A 21836-nucleotide genomic window follows, 5' to 3' on the forward strand; every position below is an offset into this window, starting at 1 on the left:
CGAGGCCCCTGCTCCAGGGTACGCAGTACCTAGCGCAGGGAGGGGTCGGCGTGGGGGAGGATCCAGGGGGCGGGGAGCAGGGAGTCGCGCACGCGGGCGAGGTCGGTGGTGGGGTCGATGAGGCGCTGGTTGCGGCGGCCGTTGATGGAGGCGTAGGCGTCGGCGAAGACCTGGACGTCGCCCTCGCCGCGGCGCGCGAAGTCGGCGGCGAGGTGGTGGGCGTACTCCAGGATCATGTCGGGGCTGAGGGCCATCATCTTGACCTGCAGCGGGGTGAGCTCGGCGGAGGGGTGCAGGACCCAGGTGCGGTGCGTGGCGGGGTCGTGCACGCGGTACTCCACGATGCCGGTCTTCTCGACGAGCATCACCCGCCAGGCGAAGCGGAAGCCCTCGTCGGTCCAGCCGGAGTCGCCGGGGTAGAGCAGGTGGCGGAGCGGTAGCAAGAGCTGCAGCGCGAAGTGCGCGCAGAGAGCCGCGAAGCTGAGGCGGCCGAGGAGGGGGCGGGAGGGGGTGGTAGCGGCAGCGGAGGGCGCGGCGGCAGCGGAGGGCGCGGCCTGGGACGGGGCGGGGATGGGCGGGAGGAGCGCGGGCCAGCGCGCGAGGAGGGGGGCGAAGAGGCGACGGGGCCAGGAGGGGGAGAAGAAGACCAGCGTCGCCACGATCATGATCCAGGGGAACATGCCGATGGGGAACAGCAGGCCGGTGAGGGTGTGGAAGCCGATGACGGCGAGGTAGGCGACGGGGCGGGTGCGCTTCCAGAGGAGGAGCGGGAAGATGGTGAGGTCGAAGAGGGCGCCGGCGTAGCTCATGGCGTAGGCGGCAGCGCGGGAGGCGAGGAAGGGGCCGAGGAGGGGGAAGTCGGCGCGGGCGGAGAGCCAGGTGGTGAGGGGCTGCGCGCGGAGGAGCCAGTCGGGGTTCAGCTTGGCGAGGCCGGCGAAGAGGTACACGAGGCCGAGCTGGAGGCGGAGGGCGTGGAGGACCCAGGCGGGGGCGGTGGGGCTCTGGAGGGAGGGGTCGCGGCGCGCGTCGAGGGAGGCGGCGCGGTGGAGGGGCATGAAGACCAGGAGCAGAGAGGCGATGCTGACGAAGTAGTAGTGGTTGAGGTACGTCGCCTTCTCGCAGAGTTCGGCCCAGGTGAAGGTCAGGAAGAAGGTGGAGGCGGCGAGGCGGTAGAAGAGGCCGAGGGCGATGCACAGGCTCGCAAGGGCCATGAGCGCGAAGTGGGCGTACATGCCCCACGCGGGCCAGGGGTTCACCCAGCCGAAGCCGAAGTAGTGGAAGTGGAACGAGGGGGCGACGTAGACCTCGCCGATCCAGCCGCGGGCCCAGAAGCGGAGGGCGCTGAGGAGCATCATCGCGCCGAAGAGGATGCGGAAGGCGGCGAGGGAGGCGATGTCGACGGGCGCGGAGAGGACGGCGCGCACGGTCCGCGTGCGACTCAATCCTGCTTCGTCACTCCGGGCCTCCGTTCCAGATCGGTCGCGCAGCGGTGTGGCCAGCATCGTGGGTAGCGACCATCGGGAGCGTAGGGACCGAAGGTCCCTGATTTGCCGTACGCAGTACTCAGTCGCCGTCGTTGTCGTTGAGGGTGACGGTGACGTTGAGGATGCCGGCGAGGTCGACGGCGATGAGGCGGCGGAGGGCGCGGCCGCTTTCGAGGGCGGCGGCGACGGAGGTGGGGTCGGTGGTGACGGCTTCGCTCAGGGGGGCGGGGATGGATTCCAGCTTGGAGATGAAGTCGGTGAGCTGGTTGCGGATGCTGGTGTCGAGGTCGGGGGAGCGCTCGAGGAGCGTCGCGAGGCCGCGGCCTTCGGTGGTGCCGAAGCGGCCGGTGTAGACGGCCTCGATGCCGCGCGTCGCTTCGATGAGGTCGGCGATGGAGTTGTCGCTGAAGCGGGACTCGACGAGGTCGGGCTGAGGGGTGCCGCCGGTGCGGGTGCCGGAGGGGGCGCCGAGGCGGCCGTCGGTGACCTTCTGGAGCAGCTCGACGAGGGTGTTCACCACGCGGTCGATGCCGTCCTGCGCGCGGGGGAAGGTGTCGCTGCCGGAGCCGGCGGTGGCGACCTGCTCGACGAAGGCGCCGCTCTCGGGGCGCCAGGCGTCGGCGAGGGCGGAGACGTCGCGCTCGAAGATGCCGGAGATGGCGACGGCGAAGGAGCACCGGCGCATGGCGTCGGGGTCGTCGCCGCCGAGGGTGGTGAGCACGGTGGCGTCGCCGCCGGCGGGATCGAAGAGCAGGTAGTCGAGGGTGGAGAGGCCGCGGACGGAGACGCCGAGGGCGGCGACGTGGTCGGGGGTGACGGTGGCGGGGGCCTCGGCGATGGCGCTCTCCACGTTGTCGGTGCGGACGGGCCAGAAGTCGAGGGCGTTGGCGGAGCCGAGCTCCTCGGCGGGGCCGAAGAGGATGGCCTGGGTGTGCTCCCAGGGGGCGCGCGCGGCGCGCCAGGCGTCTTGCGCGGCGTCGAGGCGGGCCTGGTCAGGGGCGTCGCAGAAGGCGTCGAGGGCGGCGGTGAGGGGCGCGGCGGAGGCGGCGAAGGTCTCGACGGTCGGGAGCATCACGGTGCGGGCGAGGTCGGTGAGGACCGGGCCGCGCTCGTCGGCGGGGGTTTCGCTGGTGCAGCGCACGGCGCTGGTGAGCGTGAGGAGGCCGAGGCCGAGCATGGCCGCGGTGGTGGCGAGGCCTCGTTGCGAACGCATCGACATCAGAGAGACTCCAGGAAACGCAGCAGGGCTTCGCGCTCGCTCGCGGGCATGGACTTGAAGGTGTCGCGGGCGCGCTCGGCCTCGCCGCCGTGCCAGAGGATGGCCTCGGCGAAGCCGCGGGCGCGGCCGTCGTGGAGGAGGAAGAGGTGCTTGTTCACCACCTCGACGAGGCCCACGCCCCAGAGCGGCGGGGTGCGCCACTCGCGGCCGGAGGCCTGGAAGTCGGGGCGGTGGTCGGCGAGGTCGTCGCCCATGTCGTGGAGGAGGAGATCGGTGAAGGGGCGGATGTCCTGGTGCGACAGCTCGGGGTAGCCCGTGAGCTCGCCGGTCATGAGGCGCGGGGTGTGGCAGGAGGCGCAGCCGGCGTCGAGGAAGAGCTCCTTGCCGCGCTGGACGGTGGGGTCGCGCCAGTCGCGCCGCGCGGGGACGGCGAGGGTGGCGGAGTAGAACGTGGTCCGGGCGAGGGCGATGTCGCTCGCTTCGGGCGCGCCGGGTTCGCCGCCGGGGAGGGCGGCGAGGCAGTCGGTCTGGGAGGCGGTGCAGTCCTGGTCGGGGTGGAGATCGCTGGTGATGCCCATGTCGCCGAGGAAGGCGGCGGCGGTCTGTTGCTCGACGGTGGCGACGGCGGCCTTCCAGCCGAAGCGTCCGAGGACCTCGCTGCGGGTGCGCGCGTCCCAGACGCGGTTGGGGCGGCCGGAGATGCCGTCGCCGTCGGCGTCGTCGGGGTCGGCGAGTTCGAGGAGGGTGGCTTCGGGGATGGCTTCGAGGAGGCCGAGGCCGACCATGGCCGGGGCGATGCGCGCGGAGAACATGGCGTCGTCGGCGAAGGGGCCGTAGCCGGGGGCGTCGATGACGATGGTGGGGCGGCGGAGGCTGTAGGGCTCGCCGTCGGCGTAGGTGCCGGGGACCTCTTCGTAGGTCACGCGGGCGTCGCCTTCGCCGGGGACGCCGGGGATGCCGTTCGGCTGGAGCTGACCGCCGTAGGTGGGCTCGGGGGCGGGGCCGCCGAGGGCGTCGGTGCCGGGGACGCTGAGGCGGACCAGCATCTCCGCCATGGGGTCGCTCTCGGTCTCGGGGGGCCTGCCGCGGCCGTCCTTGAAGTGGCAGGTGGAGCAGGAGCGGGCGTTGTGGAGGGGGCCGAGGCCGTCGCGCCCCTTGGTGGAGGCGGGGGCGATGACCCAGTTGTCGCGGAAGAACGAGTTGCCGACGAAGAACTCGCTGCGGCGCTCCGAGGCCATGTTCCGCGCCGAGTACGAGAACGCGGTGGGGGAGGTGTCGAACACGGTGGTCTCACCGCCGCTCAGCTCTTCCCCTTCGTCTTCTTCCAGCCCGTGAGGTCCGGGGACCTCTTCTTTCGCGCAGCCGGACGCGAAGGCCAGGGCAGCGAGGAGGATCCAGGCGGGGCGTGCTCGTACTCGGGTCGCGGTCACCATGCCGTCACTCTTCCAGGTTCAGCTCGACCTCAAGGAGGGCTGCGATCTCGATGATCGTCGTGGTCTGGGCGCGGAGGGCGTCGATCGCGGCCTTCACGGCCACGCGGCCCGGCGCGGAGTCGTCTCCCACGATAGCCTGATCGAAGGGAACGGGGATCGCCTTGATGGCGGCGATGCTCGCGTCGAGCTGCTCCTTCATCTTCCGGTTGAGCTCGGGGTCGCGGGACTCGACCAGGTCGTCGATGCCGGGGCCGTCGGTGGTGCCGATGCGGCCGAGGTAGACGTTCTGGATGCCGGTGGCGTTCATGAGGATGTCGTTGTGGGTGTTGTCGCTGAAGCAGCTATGCTCGTCCTCTTCGTCCTTCGTGTCGTAGGCGACCTGCATGCGCTCGCCTGCGAGTTCGGCGCCGCTGAGGCTGCCGATGCCGAGGAGGATGTCGCGCACGGCTTCGCGGCCGGTGCGGCCCTCGAAGGAGGCGCGGTAAGTGTCGGCGCCCTCGGACCAGGCGTCGGTGACACCCTTGAGGTCGACCTCGAGCAGCTCGCCCGCGGCGAGGAGGTAGTCGCCGCGGCGGCCCTGGTTCATGGCGGTGCCCTCGGTGCCGTCCACGTAGTCGGTGTAGGGGCGCGCGCCGGGGCCGTCCTCGCTGAGGTCCTGGCCCCAGAGGAGGAACTCGATGGCGTGGTAGCCGGTGGAGATGTTCTTCTCGCCGCCGGCCTCGTTGAGCGAGGCGAGGTACTCGGTGGTGAGGTCGGGGTGGCCGGTGGGGTCGTTGACGATGCCGGCGTCAGCGTCACCCTCGACGTAGTCGACGTAGACCTCGTCGAGCGGCCAGGCGTTGATCTGACCCTCGGGGCCCTCGTCGTTGTCGATGGGGCCAGAGTAGAAGCGGAAGGCCTCGGTGAGGCCGTACGGGTTGCGCGCTTCGAGCCACACGGAGCGGGCGGCGTCGAGGTTCGCCTGCGAGGGCGTCTCCACGAACGTCGCGAGCGAGGCGCGGATCTCGCCGACGCCGGTGAGTGCGTCCGAGTAGCTCGTGTGCACGAGCTTGGCGTACTGGGCGACGACGGGCTGGGCGTCTGCCTCGAAGGTGTCGGCGGGGGGCTGTTCGCCGTCGTCGTCACCGCCGCAGCCCACGAGGAGCGCGGCAGCGGGGAGCAGGATGCGGAGACCACGGACACAGGCCGTGGAGGCGAGTGGACGGAGGAAGTTGACAGTCATTTTCATCAGTCTCTAACCAGGTCGCTGGCGGGGTGTCAATCACCCCGGACGGGGACGTTCCCGGCAGCACGGAACCGGCTGGACGGGGCCGGTGGAGGGGGGAGCGTGGTGGGGATGACCGGGTGGGGCGGTCGGGTGGGGACGTGCATGGTAGGGTGAGGGCGGTGCTGGAACTCCTCACGTTCGCGCTCGACGAGTTCCGGTATGCGGTGCCCTCGACCCGGGTGGTCGAGGTGATCCAGCGGGTGCTGATCACGCCGCTGCCAGGGACGGCGGCGCACGTGCTGGGGCTCATCGCGCACCGCGGGGGGATGGCGGTGGCGGTGGACCTGCGGGCGCGGTTCGGGCTGCCGCCGCGGAGGCCGACGCTGGACGACCACCTGGTGGTGGCGCGGGGGGCGCGGCGTCAGGTGGCGCTCGTCGTGGATCGCGCGGAGGGGCTGCTGATGCTGCCCAGGGCGCAGGTGGAGGACCCGCCGCTCGCGGTGACGCACGTGTCGGGGATCGCGATGCTGGAGGGGGGGCTCTTGCTGATCCACGACCTGGATGCGGCGCTGTCGCTCGACGATGAGCGGGCCATCGACGCGGGGATCGCCGAGGTCGAGGCGAGGGCGTGACGCTCGAACGGGCGGTCCAGGCGCTGTCGGATCGGGTCCGCGGCGCGCTGGAGGCCGAGATCCGGGAGCTGCTCGGGCTCGTGTTCCTGCGCGGTCGTGGGCGGGATTTCGACGTGGGGATCGCGCGGACGATGGAGCTGCTGGAGCTCGACGATCCGGAGCTCTTGCTGCAGCGCATCGTGGCGCGCGAGCCGGTGGTGCAGGAGGCGCTGGCGACGGCGCTGACGGTCGGGGAGACGTACTTCTTCCGGCACCCCGAGCACTTCCAGCTCGTGCGCGAGAGGGTGATCCCCGAGGCGCTGCGCCGGCGGTACGGGGGGATGGTGAGGCTGTGGTCTGCGGGGTGCGCGACGGGAGAGGAGCCGTACAGCATGGCCCTCGTGGCGCTGGAGCTGCTCGGGCCCTCGGCGTCGCAGCGGGTGGAGGTGCTGGCGACGGATCTGAGCCCGACGGCGCTGACGCGGGCGCGGGCCGGGCGCTACGGGCCGTGGTCGTTCCGGGGGGTGGCGGAGTCGGTGAAGCAGCGCTGGTTCGTGCCCGAGGACGGGTTGCAGCGGGTGTCGCCGGAGGTGCAGCAGATGGTGCGCTTCGATCGGTTCAACCTGGCCGACGCCACGAGGCCGGGGTCGCCGTGGCCCGGGGACATGGACGCGGTGTTCTGCCGGAACGTGCTCATCTACCTGGACAGCAAGGTGCGCGAGGCGTTCTTCGTGCGGATGGCGGGGGCGCTGGTGAGCGGAGGGCGGCTCGTGCTGTCGCCCTCGGATCCGGTGCCAGGGCGCGGGTGCGGGCTCATGCCGCGGCACGAGGACGGTCACAACGTCTACCAGCCCGGGCAGGCCGACGAGGCGGGGAGGAGCGGGCATACACCACCCGCACCCGCCGTGAGCCCAGAGGTGGTGCTCGGGCGGGTGAGGTCCGCACAGGTGGGGTCCGCGCAGGTGGGGCCCGGAAAGACACCGCCGCTGCCAAGGCGATCTGCGGTGTCTCCTGGTGCGGAGCCGAGGACGTACCCGCACGCGACGACGACGCAGCCGCCCTCAGGGGGCAAGGCGAGCGCGGTCGGGGCGGTCGAGCGCCCGGCTGGCGGGGAGAGGCGCGCGAAGGGCGCCGCAGAAGCGCGGAGGCTCGCCGACGAAGGGGAGACGACGGCGGCGCTGGAGATGCTCGAGGGGGCCATCGCGGAGGCGCCGCTGGAGGTGGCGCTGTACCTGCTGCGGGCGACGGTGCTGCTCGACGATGGACAGGCGGATGCCGCAGCGCAGGACGCGCGGCGCGCGATGATGCTCGATCCCGAGCGCCCCGCGGCGCACCTGGTGGCGGCGGCAGCGGCGGTGCAGCTCGGTGAGGACAAGGAGGCAGCGCGGGGGATCCGCAATGCGCGCACGTTGCTGCTCGGGTTGCCGGCCGACGCGGCGGTGTCGGACCTGGGCGACGCGCAGGTCACGGATGCCCTCGCTTACTGTCAGCGGCTCGAGCAGGTGCTCGCGCAGCGGTCGTCGGGGAGAGCCGGCGGTGGTACGAAGGCACCTTCATGAGCGAACCCTCCGTCAAGGATCCATGGAGCGAGGAGCAACGCGCGCTGCTGGAGACGCGCACGCGGGCGGTCGCGCATCGGGCCGAGGTCGCGGTCAACGTGGTGGGGACGGAGGTGCTCCGGGTGCTGGTGGCAGGCGAGCCATGCGCGTTGCAGACGGCGCGCATCCGGGGGGTGGCGGAGATCCTGAGGCTGACGCCGTTGCCGCACGCGCCTCCGGAGGTGGCGGGGTTGACCGTCCGTGGAGGAAGCGTGTTGCCGGTGTTCTACCTGCGGGCGGTGCTGGGGCTGCCGCTCTCGGCGCTGCCAGAGCACGGGCGGATGGTGCTGCTCGGGGCCAAGGAGGAGGACCAATTGGGCCTCGTGGTGGACGCGATCGAGGGGACCGCGCGGCTCGATCTGAGCACGCTGCGGGAACCGCCGCCGACCGTGGCTGCAGAGGTGAAGGCGGTGCTGCTCGGGATGGATCCCCAGGGCACCATGGTGCTGGACCTGGATGCCCTGCTCGCTTCTCCGCGGCTGATCATCGATATTCCCTTGCCTCGGGTGGGCCGTTCGTAACATCCAAGCGCTGTGATGCAGTGGTCCGTCGGTACGAAGCTCTGGGCTGGGTTCCTCTCGGTGGTGGGGCTCGTGCTCCTGCTCGCCCTCTACGGGTTCGAACGGGATCAATCCACGGAGGAGGCGCTGGATGGGCTGTACGCGCAGGGGGTCTACCCCACCCAGGCGCTGGGGATTGCGGCCCTGAACATGGAGCGGCTCCGCGGGCTTACCTACCAGCACATCCTCAGCCAGGATCCGACGGAGCAAACGCGGGTCGAGGCCACGATCAAGCGGCACGAGGGTGAGATCGAGCGGGCCCTGAACGAGGCGCAGCGGGGTTTCCCGCCCGGTGACGAGCGGCTGGAGATGCTCGCGAACGTGCGCAAGGTGCAGCAGGAATGGACGACGCGGAGGAACACGGAGCTTTATCCGCTCAGCCGCAGCAACCCGGACATCAACGCGAGCATCAACGTCTTGAGGACGCGGACCGCGCCGCTCCTGGAGCAGATGCTGGAGGAGCTGGGCAGGGTGGTGGCGAGCACCGTCACGACGACGCAGGGCATCTACGACAACGCGAACGGCATTCTGGACCGGGCCCGCTGGGTGATGCTGATCGGGCGTGGGCTGATGGTGGTGATCGCGGTGACCATCTCGTTCGTGCTGGCACGAAGCATCTCCGGGCGGGTGGCGCAGCTCGCCACGGCGGCCCGGAAGATCAGCGGCGGGGACCGGGACGCGCGCGTGCGCGTGGAGGTGGGCGGTCACGACGAGATCGCCGATCTCGGAGGGGCGTTCAACCGCATGACCGAGGAGCTGAACGGGCGCATCGAGGAGCAGCGGAAGAGCGCGGCGGATCAGGCAGACGCGCGCGAGGCGCTGGCGAAGCTCGTGGAGCGGTACGCGGCGTTCGTGGACCGGGTGGCGCGGGGAGACCTCACCGGGGGGCTGGAGGCCGAGGGGGTCGGCGACATGGCGCAGCTCGGGCGCAACCTGGACGCGATGGGGCGGGCGCTGCGGACGATGACGCTGCGCACGTACGAGGTGGTGGGGGCGCTGTCGAGCGCGAGCGCGGAGATCCTGGCGATCACCCAGGAGCACAGCGCAGGCGCGAGCGAGTCGGCGTCGGCGGTGACGGAGACGGCGACCACGGTCGACGAGCTCTCCCATACGGCGCAGGAGGCCACGAAGCGGGCGCAGGAGGTGGCGGAGCTGTCGCGGCGGAGTGTGGAGGTGTCGAGCGCGGGGAGCGCGGCGGTGGACCGGACCGTGGCGGCGATGGCGCGGGTGCGCGAGCAGGTGGGGTCCATCGCCGAGCGGATCCTGGCGCTGTCGGAGCAGGCGCAGACGGTGGGGCAGATCATCACTACGGTGAACGAGCTCGCCGAGCAGTCGAACCTGCTGGCGCTGAACGCGGCCATCGAGGCGGCGCGCGCGGGGGAGCACGGGCGGGGGTTCGCGGTGGTGGCGCAGGAGGTCCGGAGCCTGGCGGAGCAGTCGAAGCGCGCGACGGGGCAGGTGCGGGCGATCCTGGGGGACATCCAGAAGTCGACGACCGCGGCGGTGCTGGTCACCGAGGAGGGGAGCAAGGCGGTCTCGGCGGCAGTGGAGACGGCGCGAGAGGCCGGGGAGCGCATCGAGCAGCTCGCGTCGACGATCGCGGAGGCGACGGAGAGCGCGAACCAGATCCTGGCGACGGCGCAGCAGCAGGTGTCGGGCGTGGGTCAGATCTCGGCAGCGATGCACGCGATCAGCGCGGCGACGACGCAGACGGTGGAGGGGACGCGCCAGATCGAGCGCGCTGCGCGTGACCTCAACGAGATCTCCGCCCGCCTGCGCGACGCGACCGCGCAGTACCAGACCTGAGGCCGATGACCAGCCGCGATCTGCTCGACGAGCTTCGTCAGGTCTTCCGGGGGGAGCTCGAGGACACGCTCACGCTCCTGGAGGACGAGGCTCAGGCGCTGGCGACGTCCGATGCCTCGTCCGGCGAGCTCGGGCGATCGGTCGCGGAGATCTACCGGGCCGTGCACAGCCTGAAGGGGGCGGCGCACGCGGTGGGGTATCCGGGCCTGGAGCGGCTGTGCCACGCCCTGGAGAGCAGGCTTGCGCCAGTGCGCAGCGGGGGCGCGGTGGACGTGGCGCGGGTCGCGGCGGATCTGCACGTGGTGCTCGGTGCGCTGCACGCGGCGGCGATACAGCTCGCCTCCTCGGCACAGCCAGACGACGAAGCGCTGGCCGCAGCGCAACGACAGATCGAGGGCTCGGGAGCGCCAGCCTCGGTGGCGTCCCCAGGCCCGAGCGCCGGAGGCACGCCGATCGCCAGCAGCGCGCCCGTTGCCAGCAGCGCATCAGGCGCGGAGGGGCCGTCTGGGGTTGCGGCGGCGTGGCCGGCCACGGGCGCGCTCGTCAGCGGGGCTCAAGGCGGGGCGGTGGCGCCGGTTCTCGCGGCTGCGCCTGCCGTGGCGGCGCCGGGTTCCGTCGCCACCTCGACCACCTCGACGTCGAGCGTACCTCCTGTGTCCATCGTCACCGCGACTGCCGTGGGGGCAGTGGCGCCCGTCATCACGGCGACCTCCGTGATCCCGACGGCGCCCGCGACCGCCGAGGCAGCGACCGAGAACGCCGTGCGGGCCGAGGAGACGGTGCGCATCTCGGTGGCGCGGCTGGGGGACCTGTTCTCGTCCGCCGAGGATCTCCTGGCCTCTGCGGGACGCAGGAGGGCGCTGCTCGCGCGGCACTCGGTGCTCGCCGATCTGGTGGGCGCGCTCAGCACCGATCTCACCCGCACACGGCAGCACCTGCGGTCCAGGGGAGGAGGGCCTTCCGATCCGGACCTGGAAGAAGCGACGCGGCTCGTCGAGCGGTGCTTGACCACGCTGCGGACGATGTCCGGGTGGTCCGCCGAGGCGGAGGTGCAGGACGATCAGGCATGGCGGGAGGTGACGAGCGGCGCGGGAGAGCTGAGCGCGAGGGCGAGGGCGCTGCGGGTGGTCGCCCTGGACACGCTGTCACCCGCGATCGAGCGCGCAGCGGGAGAGATGGTCAGGACGCTGGGCCGCCCCGTCACGGTGTCGATCCGCGCCGAGGGGGTGGAGATCGACCGGCGGGTGCGCGACGGGCTGCGGGAGCCGCTCTTGCACCTGGTGCGCAACGCGATCGATCACGGGATCGAGCCGCCGGAGGCGCGCGTCGCGGCTGGCAAGCCGGAGGCGGGGAGCGTGGAGATCGAGGCGTCGATCGCTGGGCGCGATGCGCGCATCGTGGTGCGCGACGACGGCAAAGGGGTGGACCTGGAAGCGCTGCAGCAGGTGGCCGCAGCGCGGGGGCTGCCCGGTGCGGCAGGGGTGGACCTGCGTGACCTGCTCGGGCTGATCTTCGAGGCGGGGGTGAGCACGCGGCGCAACGTCTCGGCATTCTCGGGGCGGGGCGTGGGGCTCGACGTGGTGCGGCAGCGGATCGCCCAGCTCCACGGGCGGGTGGAGGTGGAGAGCGAGCCCGGGCGAGGCACGCGCTTCACGCTGACGGTGCCGGTGGATCTCAGCGTCTCGCCAGGCCTGGTGGTGCAGGTGCGGGACGTGCGGGCGATCTTCATGGCGACCGCCGTCGAGCGGCTGCGGCGCGCGTCGCCGGAGGATCTGCTCTCGCTCGAGGGGCGGATGTACCTGCGGGACGAAGGGGGCCCGGTGCCGCTCGCCGACCTCGACGCGGCGCTCGGCCTGTCGGCGCGGCCCGTCACCCAGCTCACGGCGGACGAGCGGTGGGCGTGCGTGGTGGTGGCCGCAGGAGATCGGCGGGCAGCGTTCCGGGTGGATGCGCTGCTCGACTACCACGAGGTGATCGTGCGCCCGCTGGGGGGGCGCGTGCGGCGCGCAGCGCTGGTGTCGGGCGCGGCGGTGCTCGGGGACGGAGAGCTCGCGCTGGTGCTCGACGCCGCCGATCTGGTCAAGACCGCGCAGCCTGCAGCCGTCACCGAGCACGCGGCGGACGCGGCGACCCTGGCGCGACGGAGGATCCTGGTGGTCGACGACTCGGTGACGACACGACAGCTCGAGCGGACCATCCTGGAGGCGGCAGGGTACGACGTGACGCTCGCCCACGACGGGCAGCACGCCTGGGAGATGCTGGCCGACGTCGATGCGTCCGGACACGGGCAAGGGCGCGTCGATGCCGTCCTCTCGGACATCGAAATGCCCCGCATGGACGGTTTTCAGCTCCTCGCGAGGGTGCGCGCGACGCCGCGCACGGCACGGTTGCCCTTCGTGCTGGTGACGGCCCTCGACCGGCCTTCCGACCGGCAGCGCGCGCTCGACCTCGGCGCAAGCTCCTACCTCATCAAGCGGAGTTTCGACCAGGAGGCGTTGCTTGAAACACTCGAACGGCTGCTATAACAGCGATGATGCCCGGTGAGACTCCGCCCGCCGAACCGCTGCGGGTCCTCATCGTGAACGACTCGGCCACCCAGCGCGTGGCGCTGCGGATGGCCCTCGCCGAGGAGCCGGGGGTCGAGGTGGTCGGAGAGGTCCCCGACGGCTACGCGGCCACCTCCACGGTGATCCGGCTACGCCCGTCGGTGGTGCTCCTCGATGTGGTCATGCCGGGCATGGATGGGTTCGCGACGGCGCGCGAGATCATGGCCCGCACGCCCACGCCCATCGTGATGATCACCGCGGCGGCCGATGCGAAGAGCAGCGAGCTTATCCTGGAAGCGATGCGTGCGCGGGCCCTGGCGGTCACGCAGGGACTGCCGCCACGCACGGCGCCTGGATACGTGCAGCGCAGGAGGGCGCTGGCGCAGCTCCTCAGGTCGATGGCCCAGGTGCGGGTGGGTCCACCGCCAGGCTCCAGCCCGGAGCTGCCTGCGTCGCAGGACGGGATCCCGACACGCCCGCGCGCCCTGCCAGAGCGCTCCAAGCCGATCTCCTTGCAGGAGCCCGCGCCGACGCCGCAGGGGCCGATCGTTGCCGTCGGGATGGTCGCTTCGGCGGGTGGACCGAACGCCATCGCAGACATCCTCGCGGAGCTGCCGCGCCGCGTCGTGCCGCCGATCCTGATCGTGCAGCACATCGCGCCAGGCTTCGCGCCAGGCTTCGCGTCGTGGCTCGCTCAGCGCACCGGATATCCAACGGACCTCGCTCAGCAGGGGGAAGCGCTCAGGGTGGGGCGCGCCTACGTGGCACCGGAGGACAGGCACCTCGGCGTGAACGCGCTCGGGCGGGTCGCACTCAGCGACGCGCCACCCGTGGGCTATTTCCGGCCCTCCGGGACCTGGCTCCTGCGTTCGCTGGCGCAGACGCTGGGGCCGCGCGCGCTCGGGATCATCCTGAGTGGGATGGGGGATGATGGAGCCGATGGAACGGTTGCGCTGCGCCGCGCAGGTGGACGGGTCGTCGCACAGGATCAACAGAGTTCCGTGGTGTTCGGCATGCCCAAGGAGGCCATCGTCCGAGAAGGTGCCGATGATGTTCTGCCCCTGACGGCCATTCCGGGCTGGATTTTGCGCTGGATACGCAGCACAGGGTGAGCTTCCATCCCGTCGAGCCGCCGGTCGTGGGGCGACACGGACAATGCGTGGAGATGCAGTGGCATGGGTAAGGTCAGGGGCAACGCGGCCGATGCGGCAGACGGTGACCGACTGTCGGGGCCTGCCATCGATGTCGAGCCAGAGCGAGGTCGGGTCTGGGTCGTGGAAGACAGCCCGACGCAGGCGGAGCTGGCGCGCCGGGTCCTGTCCCCCCTGCACCATGTCGAGCTTCTCCCGGACGCCGCCGCCGCGCTCGTGCGGGTGGGCGATACCCTCCCGGACGTGCTGGTGCTCGACTGGCACCTGCCGGGGATGTCGGGCCTCGAGCTGTGCCGCACGCTGCGTCAGACGCTCGACGAGGCGACGCTGCCGATCCTGATGATGACCGGCCACGCCCGCGAGCACGAGGTGGTCGAGGCGCTGGAGGCAGGCGCGAACGATTACGTGACGAAGCCCTACCACCCGCCGGAGCTGCGCGCGCGGGTGGGCACGCTGGCGCGGCTGAAGCGCCTGTACCAGCGGGCGTGGGCGGATCAGCGGCGACAGCGGCTCCTCGCAGAGGCAGGGGCGCGGATGAGCGCGTCGCTCGACCTCGGGGAGACCCTGGCGAGCGTGCTGCGGCTCGCGGTGCCGGAGCTGGCGACGCTGGCGGCGGTGGAGCTGCTCGAAGGGCCCGCGGAAGAGCGGGGCGCGCTGCTCCTCGCCCACTCCGAGCCAGAGGTGGAGGCGCGCCTGCGAGCACTCCCCCGCAGCCCCGTGTTCAAGGATCACCCGCTGAGGACGGCGCTGAGGAGCGAGCACCCGCTGCTCGTCCACGGCCCGGACGAGGTGCTGGAGCGGCTCTCGCTCAGCCCGGCACACCGGCAGGAGCTGGCGCTGCTCGGCCTGCGCTCTGCGATGATCGTCCCCCTGTCCGCGCGGGGGCAGGTGCTCGGCCTCCTGTACTTCGCGTCGAGCGATCAAGGCTACACCGCGGAGGATCTCCAGCTCGCCGAGGAGCTGGGCCGGAGGGCCGCGCTCTCGTTCGACAACGCGCGGTTCTTCGAGACGGCCCAGCGCGAGCGCGCCCGCGCCGAGGACGCGAACCGCGCCAAGGACGAGTTCCTGGCGATGGTGTCCCACGAGCTGCGCACGCCCCTCAACGCGATCCTCGGCTGGATCCGGATGCTCCAGCTCGGGGCCTTGTCGTCGGACAAGCGCGCGCGGGCGCTCGACATCGTGGAGCGCAACGCGCACAACCAGCTCGCGCTCATCGAGGATCTCCTCGACGTCTCCCGCATCATCTCGGGCAAGCTGCGGCTCGGCGTGCAGGAGGTGGATCCGGTGAAGATCGTGGAGTCGGCGCTCGACGCGGTCCGGCCGGCCGCGGACGCCAAGGATATCCGCCTCAAGCCTGCGATCACGCCGACGGGGCTCATCCCGGCAGATCCGGATCGGCTCCTCCAGGTCGCGTCGAACCTGCTCACCAACGCGGTGAAGTTCACGCCACGGGGAGGGCGGGTGGAGGTGTCGCTCGCGCGCATCGCGGACTCCGTGGAACTCGCGGTGGTGGATACCGGCCGCGGCATCTCGCCGGATTTCCTGCCCCATGTGTTCGAGCGGTTCCGGCAAGCGGAGGGAGGGCAGGTGCCGCCGCAAGGCGGGCTCGGGCTCGGGCTGGCCATCGTTCGCCACATCATCGAGCTGCATGGCGGCACCATCGAGGCGTTCAGCGAGGGCGAAGGGAAAGGCGCGCGCTTCACGGTGCGCCTGCCGGTCGCGCTGCCGAAGACCGAGGGTGAGGGGCGCAAGCCATCGCCGGGTGCGCTGGAGGAGCTGCGCCTGCGCTGCGATCTGCAGGGCGTGCACGTGCTGGTGGTGGATGACGCGCAGGATGCGCGTGACCTGATCGCATCCATCCTGGAGGCGTGCGGCGCCCGCGTGACCACGGCGTCGAGCGCCCCGGAGGGGCTCGAAGCGCTCAAGGCGGGCCGACCCGATCTGCTGATCAGTGACATCGGAATGCCCGGGCAGTCGGGCTACGATCTGATCAGCCGGGTGCGCACGCTCCCTGCCGGGGAGGGCGGGCGCACGCCAGCCGTGGCCCTCACCGGGCACGCGCACATGGAGGATCGCACCCGGGCACTCGTCGCGGGGTTCCAGACCCACGTGCCCAAGCCCATCGATCCCACGGAGCTGGTGCTCGTCGTCGCCACTGCCGTGGGGCGCATGCCCAGCCCCTGAAGGCTGCACAGCGCCGAGGACGTCGCGACCTGTCTGTGCGGGTTCGCGTCGGGCCGCGTCGGGCCGCGTCGGGCCGACAGGTATCCTCGCCAGCGACGACCTGCAGCGCCCGGGCATCGGAGGACGGTGCAGGGCACGATGGCCAGAGACGCGGGAGACGCGGAAGACGCGGGAGACAGAAGGCCTGAGCGGCCACGGACAGGGTGGAAGCGGCGGGCAACGCGGCTCCTCCGGGTGGCCGTGCTGGTGTACTTCGTGGCGGCCATCGCAGGTGCCGTCGGCCTGCCGCTGCTCGGCGATCGCTGGTGGCCAGCGACGCTCGTGCTCTTCGGGCCGCGCTGGCTCACGGCGTTGCCGCTCGTGGTGCTCGTCCCGATCGCCCTCGTCGTGGAGCGACGGGCCCTCGCCCCTCTCGCGGTGACGGCAGTGCTGGTGGCGGGCCCCATCATGGGCTTCGAGCTGCCGCTCGGTCAGGTGTTCCAGGAAGAGCGGGCAGGTCAGCTCCGGGTCATCACCTTCAACGCGCGCTCCCGGCACGGCCACCTGAGCGCGCTGCGTGATTTCATCGATGCGAACCGGCCCGACCTGGTGACGCTGCAGGAGTGTGGCTGGAGCGACAAGGAACTCGGAGCGGCGTTCCCTGGGTGGGAGGTTCGTGTCAACCAGGGTCAGTGCCTGCTCAGCAAGTTCCCGGTGCAGGAGGTGGCGGCCCGCGATCGTGCTGACGTGTGGAAGCGCGGGGGGCACGGCGCCATCGTGCGCTACACCATCGAGCTGCCCTCGGATCGAGGTACACCGACGCGGATCAGCGTCGTCAACCTGCACCTGGAGACGGTCCGCGATGCCGTGGAGGCGTTGCTGCACCGGGCATGGCGGGGAGCGGCGGAGCACGACGAGAACGTGGCGCTGCGGCGCTGGGAGTCGTCGCTGGCCCGGGAATGGGTGGATGCTGCCCCTCACCCGGTGATCGTGGCGGGAGACTTCAACATGCCCGTCGAGAGCGTCATTTACCGACACTCCTGGTCTCACCTGGAGAATGCGTTCTCTCACGCAGGCCTGGGCATCGGTGCGACCAAGCGCACGCGCTGGTTCGGCACGCGTATCGACCACGTCCTCGCGGGCGCGGGGTGGTCCGTGGAGCGCGCGTGGCTCGGCCCCGACCTCGGATCGGATCACGTCCCTCTCGTCGCGGATCTGCGCTGGATCGAGCGCCAGTAAACGGCAGTTTTCTCCACGATCAGAGGCTCGATCCGTGATCACACCGCGCCTAGGATCGCACGTGCCGCCCGGCCTCCGAACATCACCGTGCTCTCCATCCGCCGCGACCCTTTCCCGTTCGAGCCTGCACGCGATCTGCTCGGCATCGTGCGCGCCCTCTATGCCGACGCCCGGACGCGCGGTGTCGATCACGAACGGCTGCGGGGGATTGCCGCCGTGGGTGCGGAGATCCGGAGGGCCATCACGCTGGCGGAGGCGCACGCGCCAGGCACGCTGGGGTTCTCGTCGGCCTGGGCCCGGGTCGAGCGAGCGACGGCGCAGGTGGGCGATCTCGTGGACGTGTTGACGCCTGCGGCGCCCATGATCCGGGCTGCCGTGGCGCGCGCCAGGAGGAAGGGATCCGGGGCGTCGAGATGATCACGCCCCTGACTCGGCCATGCAGTGGCTCGTACTCCGTTTTCTCGATCACCCCTGGTCCTCGGCGCGACGCTCGCGCGACAGCACAGGGGTAGCGACCACCGGGAGCGTAGGGGCGACGAGCCCCTGATCCAGGGTACGCAGTACCAGGATACGCTGTACCTAGCCTGCTTCTTCCAGGGAGAAGCTCGGCGGCTGCCCGCGCTCCACACCTGCGGCAGCGTGTGCGAACAGGTCGTCGATGCGCACCTGGAGCACCTCCAGAGACACCCCGCGCTCGCTCAGGAACTTGCGCACCGAGGCGAAGCTCGGGCGCTCCAGGAGCGACGCGAGGCGAGGCATGACCGCGGGCAGGAGGGGCCGTGACCCGCTCTGCAGCGCAGCATCGGTGGGCGGACCGTCAGGGGCCGTCTCCGCGGGTGCATCCAGTGCCGCCGCTTCCAGCGCGTAGATCGCCAAGGCCCGCAGCTCTGCCGAGGCATCTTGCCCGGCCGCGAGCTGGTAGGCGACGGCGGCGAGCACGTTGTCCAGCGCGTCGACCGGCCGCCCAGCGCGCCCGAGCATGCTGGCGAGCCTGCAATGGGCGATGGCCCGCTCACCGGCGCTGGCGAAACGCTCACGCGCGCTGAGCGCTTCGCGCTCGAGGGCCGCCGCCCCCTCGAGGTCGCCGAGCTCTGCGCGGACGCTGGCCAGCGCCGAGAGCGCGCGCACTTCCCCCCGCGTGTCGCGCGCGCGTCGGAACCCCTCCAGGCACCCCTCGATCACCTCGGTGGCCTCTGCCATCCGGCCCAGCCGCACGAGAGGGGTCCAGCGGTGGAAGCGCTCGCGTGAGAGGTCGAGATCGGCTGCACCGAGACCGCGGTCCAGAACCTCCAGCTCGTCGAGCAGCGCGAGGCACGCCTCCCACCGCTCGAGCGCCGCGCTCGCACGCCTCGCCACGTCGACGCCAGTGACCAGTGCCCCTCCGAGCTGCACGTCCTCCGCACCGAGGGGCTCCTCCTCGTCGTGCGGGCGCTGCCTCCACAGCTCGCGCAGGACCTCGACGCGGCGCTCGATCTCGGGGAGCGCCTGCACCGCGCCTTGCTGCATCACGTCGATCCGGAGTGCCTCCAGCTCGACGGCGATCACCTGGGCGAGGGGCTTGCCGGCGCGGCGCTTGGCCTCCGCGCCGCGCTCGAAGAGAGCACGGGCTTCGTCGAGGCGGCCGTCCTGCGCGAGGGCGGTGGCCCACTTCGTGAGGATCACCCCCAGGTCTGCCCAGTGATCGTCCGTGGCAGCTTCCGATGCAGCCTGCTCGTAGAGCGGCAACGATGCGTCCACCTGCCGCGCGCCGCGCAGGGCGTCGGCGAGTGAGACCCGCGCCCGCCACCGCGTCGGCCCCTCGCCGTGATCGGCAGCCGCAGCGAGGTCGGCGACCACCTCGGCGACCAGCGAGGCGTCGCCTGCGCCCATGAACGCCGCGCTCCCGAAGGCCGAGAGTGCCTGAAAGGCTCGGCCCCGCACCAGATACCGAACGCTCCGACGGCCAAGCTCCGCGCACAGCTCACGCGAGCGGCGCGCGGCACGCGGCCTGGACTCGCTGATGGGCGTGGAGGGAGGACGCGTGCGCGCGTCCGTGCTCGACACGGGGCTCGACCGAGGGCGCGTGTCCTCGCCGGGAGGAGGCGTGGTGAGCAACCCTTGCTGGAGCATGGGGAGCGCATTCCTGAAGGCGGCCGTGTAGCGCTCACCGAAGCAACGGTAGAGGTCCTCCGTGGAGACCTCGGCGCGCTCCTCGGGGTGCTGCTCCATCCACACCGTCACCCGCTCCGCGATCAGATCGTGGAACTCGTACACGGTGCCACGCGCCTGCTCCTCTTCGCGAACCGCCAGCCCGGCCGCGCAGATCTCGGCGAGCGCAGCCCGGGGGCGCTCTTCGCCAGGCAGCAACTTGGAGCCGAGATCCTCGATCATCCACGCCGGAACCGGCTCGCTGGCCAGCGACATGCCCCAGAGGAGACGACGGGCGCCAAGGCTGAGCCGCTCGAGGAGCAGATCCACCAGGCACGCGCCGACGTCCTCGAGCAGGGCCCACGCCCTCTCCGCATCGCCTCGCCCACCAGGCAGAGATCCCGCGGGCAGACCTCCTTCGAGAGCCCCGAGCCGCGCGAGCGCATCCTCCAGCACGGGCCGCCCCATCCCTGCCACGTCCCCGAAGCGGAGCAGGACCAGAGGATGGCCGTGGCTCACCTCCAGCAGGCGGCGCGCGAGCCTCTCGGCCTGTCCCACCGCACCTCCACCTTCCCGGCGCTCCCGTGTCCCCCGAGCAAGGATCTCCCGGAGCGCCGAGCGCCGGTCGGCAAGCACCGCTGCGTGCCCGAGCGGCAGCGACCCAAGCGACACGCGCAGGGCCCCGGGAAGCTCGGCCGCAGGCGGACCACGCCGGCATGTCACGAGGAGCCGCGCGTCTCCTTCGCCGAGCTGCGGCCCGAGCTGCGCCAGAAGCCTCCACCACACCGCCTCCGACGCCTGCCCGGAGGCGCCACCATCGAGCCCGTCGAGCACGAGCAGCACCCGGTCTGCCCGCAGCGCGTCGGCGAGGTTCTGGATCAGCCGCGCCCCGCGTTCCTCTCGCGAGAACCCCTCTCCGGGTGGCACGTACACGCGGGCCAGCGGGTCCTGCTCGCAGCGCTCCCGATATGCTGAACTCTCCTCCCGCAAGCGCCGATCGACGTAGCGCAACAGCGGTTCGAGCTCCCGCGATGGCTTCCCTTCCGCCACGCTTGCGGAGGGCACGCCTTCCGGTCCGGCCTGGACCGACATCCCGACTTCGCCACGAAGCGGCTGGAAGGCGAGGACCAGTCCGAAGCGACGGTGCCACAGGTGGATGGCCTCGGCCGCGAGCGAGGTCTTCCCGATGCCCGCAGGACCGTCCACGAGGGCCAGCGGCACCCCTCCGGACATCAGCCACGTACGCGCGAGCAGCCCGAGCTCACCACCGCGCCCGACGAACCCAGGTGAAGGGTCGAGGTCCTTGCTGCCGCTCTCCAGGAGCGGCTGGGGCTTCGGCTCGCTTCTGTCGGCGAGCGCGCTTCGGTGTGCCTCGGCGACGATCGTCACTGGCCTCGCGCCAAACAGGATCGGAGCTGACTGATCCATCAGGTCCGCTTGCCAGGCCTCGCCCGCGGCGCGGCTCCTCCCGGAGGCAGGAGCCTCGAGGGGGGATGACGTGACGGGCCCTCGCCCGCTCTCGGCCACTGCCGAGAAAGCCAGCACGCCGCGCGCTCCTGCATCCTGGGTGACCGCCGTACGCTGACCTGACCGCGCTTCACCACTGCCGGCCAGAACCACGCCGCTCCCGTACCCGACAGAGCCAGGCATGGAGGTCCGCGCGAGACCCCCCTCTTTTCCGCCGGCCGATCCCGCCGCGGCCTTGTCGGATCTGTCGGCGGAGGATCCCCCTGCGAGCTCCCGCTGCGCTCCCGCGAGCGCCTCGTCCACGGACAGCCCTGACTCGCTGGCGAGCAGCCGCCGGTAGAGCGAGCGCGCGAGCCGCCGGGCATAGCTCGGCGCCACCTCGTGCCGTGTCGCCACCACCGCGGGGATACCCGCGGCGATCATCGCCAGCGCCACCTCCGGTGTTCCCCCAGCCACGTCGAGCGCCTGATCGAGTGTCGGCTCTGCAGCGGCGGGAACGGGCTCGCCCATCGCGGTGCGCACCGCATCCCAGTCACGGGCCACCCCGAGCGCTCCTGCCCGGCAGGCGCTGAGCAGGACCAGCGCTGGCGTCACCTCGCCGGTGCCGGAGCCGCTCAGCAGATCGGCGAGCTCCTCCCCCGAGATCACCGGCGCCTCTTCTTCACCTTCCTCCAGCTCGATCTCCAGCCCACCTGCGAGGGCACGCCCGCTCCAGTGCACCACGTGGTAGCCACCGCTGCGGCGCACGTGCTCCCAGATCTGCGCGCGGGTCACGCCGTGGCACAGCACGTCCACCTCCACGTCACGGTGCGGGAGGACGTCGCGAAAGAACGTGTCGAGCAGTTCTTCCCGCTCGATGCGCGCCCCCGCCGGCCGCGCGCCGGCAGGCTCGGCGAACACGAGGAGAACGCGCACGGGCGCTGACTGGGGCGCCACCATCGCCCCCCCCTCGGGGACCGTGGCATGCTCCTCGGCCTTGGCCTTCGATGGCACCAGTGCGATGCGGACCGCGATCCCCCGCTGTCGCAGCGTACGCAGATCTCCCTCGAGCCTCGCCAGGTCCCATGGCACCTGCGCAAACGCCGACGCCAGCGCATCGTCAGGAGCGCCGGAGACCCTCACGAGCAGGGTGCGCGCCTCGTTGCCCCCGGCCAGGGCATGCGTGATCTGAGAGCCCAGCACCGAGCGGCCCAGGAATGCTCCTACAGCATCGAGCAGCACCTCG

14 protein-coding genes are annotated in these 21836 nt (G+C 71.7%); 9 read left to right on the forward strand and 5 right to left on the reverse strand.

Annotated features, from left to right (window positions below; translation table 11 throughout):
* Positions 1-29 precede the first annotated feature (29 nt).
* From CAP_RS20625 to CAP_RS20640, 4 genes are all read right to left on the reverse strand, one after another.
* Complete coding sequence (locus CAP_RS20625) at positions 30-1442, reverse strand: HTTM domain-containing protein (protein ID WP_044243770.1); 1413 nt, start codon at positions 1440-1442, stop codon at positions 30-32.
* A 121-nt stretch (positions 1443-1563) separates the two neighbouring features.
* Positions 1564-2697, reverse strand: coding sequence for an imelysin family protein (locus CAP_RS45105; protein ID WP_231511592.1), 1134 nt, complete (start codon positions 2695-2697; stop codon positions 1564-1566).
* A 5-nt stretch (positions 2698-2702) separates the two neighbouring features.
* Complete coding sequence (locus CAP_RS20635) at positions 2703-4136, reverse strand: di-heme oxidoreductase family protein (protein WP_044243773.1); 1434 nt, start codon at positions 4134-4136, stop codon at positions 2703-2705.
* Positions 4137-4140: 4 nt separating this feature from the next.
* On the reverse strand, positions 4141-5358 hold the full coding sequence (locus CAP_RS20640) for an imelysin family protein (RefSeq protein WP_156040986.1): 1218 nt from the start codon (positions 5356-5358) through the stop codon (positions 4141-4143).
* A 164-nt stretch (positions 5359-5522) separates the two neighbouring features.
* On the opposite strand from CAP_RS20640, the gene CAP_RS20645 reads away from it, so the two are divergent.
* The 9 genes from CAP_RS20645 to CAP_RS20685 all read left to right on the forward strand — a co-directional run bounded on the left by CAP_RS20645 (position 5523) and on the right by CAP_RS20685 (position 17434).
* Positions 5523-5975, forward strand: coding sequence for a chemotaxis protein CheW (locus CAP_RS20645; protein ID WP_052375576.1), 453 nt, complete (start codon positions 5523-5525; stop codon positions 5973-5975).
* Positions 5972-7513 (forward strand): CheR family methyltransferase, encoded by a 1542-nt coding sequence (locus CAP_RS45110; RefSeq protein ID WP_052375577.1) that lies wholly within the window; start codon positions 5972-5974, stop codon positions 7511-7513. Before CAP_RS20645 ends, CAP_RS45110 begins: the two co-directional genes overlap by 4 nt.
* Positions 7510-8073: a chemotaxis protein CheW gene (locus tag CAP_RS20655; protein WP_044243776.1), complete on the forward strand. Its 564-nt coding sequence runs from the start codon at positions 7510-7512 to the stop codon at positions 8071-8073. Before CAP_RS45110 ends, CAP_RS20655 begins: the two co-directional genes overlap by 4 nt.
* A gap of 15 nt (positions 8074-8088) precedes the next feature.
* Positions 8089-9918 (forward strand): HAMP domain-containing methyl-accepting chemotaxis protein, encoded by a 1830-nt coding sequence (locus CAP_RS55040; protein ID WP_052375578.1) that lies wholly within the window; start codon positions 8089-8091, stop codon positions 9916-9918.
* Positions 9919-9923: 5 nt separating this feature from the next.
* Positions 9924-12443, forward strand: coding sequence for a hybrid sensor histidine kinase/response regulator (locus CAP_RS45115; RefSeq protein ID WP_052375579.1), 2520 nt, complete (start codon positions 9924-9926; stop codon positions 12441-12443).
* An 8-nt stretch (positions 12444-12451) separates the two neighbouring features.
* Positions 12452-13576: a chemotaxis protein CheB gene (locus CAP_RS20670; RefSeq protein ID WP_197041276.1), complete on the forward strand. Its 1125-nt coding sequence runs from the start codon at positions 12452-12454 to the stop codon at positions 13574-13576.
* 63 nt (positions 13577-13639) lie between these two features.
* Positions 13640-15799, forward strand: coding sequence for a response regulator (locus tag CAP_RS20675; protein WP_052375580.1), 2160 nt, complete (start codon positions 13640-13642; stop codon positions 15797-15799).
* 234 nt (positions 15800-16033) lie between these two features.
* The gene (locus tag CAP_RS20680; protein ID WP_044243781.1) at positions 16034-17017 is read left to right on the forward strand and encodes an endonuclease/exonuclease/phosphatase family protein; all 984 of its coding nucleotides are present in this window, start codon (positions 16034-16036) and stop codon (positions 17015-17017) included.
* An 87-nt stretch (positions 17018-17104) separates the two neighbouring features.
* Entirely contained in the window at positions 17105-17434 is a 330-nt protein-coding gene (locus tag CAP_RS20685) for a hypothetical protein (RefSeq protein ID WP_044243784.1), read from the forward strand.
* A 162-nt stretch (positions 17435-17596) separates the two neighbouring features.
* Here CAP_RS20685 and CAP_RS45120 read toward each other — a convergent pair whose 3' ends face one another.
* Positions 17597-21793 carry a CHAT domain-containing protein gene (locus CAP_RS45120; RefSeq protein ID WP_197041277.1) on the reverse strand — a complete coding sequence of 1399 codons (4197 nt, stop codon included), beginning with the start codon at positions 21791-21793 and terminating at the stop codon, positions 17597-17599.
* Between the last annotated feature and the right edge of the window lie 43 nt (positions 21794-21836).

This window comes from Chondromyces apiculatus DSM 436, from assembly GCF_000601485.1.
Classification (GTDB): Bacteria; Myxococcota_A; Polyangia; order Polyangiales; family Polyangiaceae; genus Chondromyces; species Chondromyces apiculatus.

Excerpts from the sequence above, each read along its gene's own strand:
- CAP_RS55040 (WP_052375578.1), top strand. The coding sequence starts at position 8,089 with ATGCAGTGGTCCGTCGGTACGAAGCTCTGGGCTGGGTTCCTCTCGGTG.
- CAP_RS20655 (WP_044243776.1), top strand. The coding sequence starts at position 7,510 with ATGAGCGAACCCTCCGTCAAGGATCCATGGAGCGAGGAGCAACGCGCG.
- CAP_RS20635 (WP_044243773.1), bottom strand. The coding sequence starts at position 4,136 with ATGGTGACCGCGACCCGAGTACGAGCACGCCCCGCCTGGATCCTCCTC.
- CAP_RS20640 (WP_156040986.1), bottom strand. The coding sequence starts at position 5,358 with ATGACTGTCAACTTCCTCCGTCCACTCGCCTCCACGGCCTGTGTCCGT.
- CAP_RS20675 (WP_052375580.1), top strand. The coding sequence starts at position 13,640 with ATGGGTAAGGTCAGGGGCAACGCGGCCGATGCGGCAGACGGTGACCGA.
- CAP_RS45105 (WP_231511592.1), bottom strand. The coding sequence starts at position 2,697 with ATGCGTTCGCAACGAGGCCTCGCCACCACCGCGGCCATGCTCGGCCTC.
- CAP_RS45115 (WP_052375579.1), top strand. The coding sequence starts at position 9,924 with ATGACCAGCCGCGATCTGCTCGACGAGCTTCGTCAGGTCTTCCGGGGG.
- CAP_RS20670 (WP_197041276.1), top strand. The coding sequence starts at position 12,452 with ATGCCCGGTGAGACTCCGCCCGCCGAACCGCTGCGGGTCCTCATCGTG.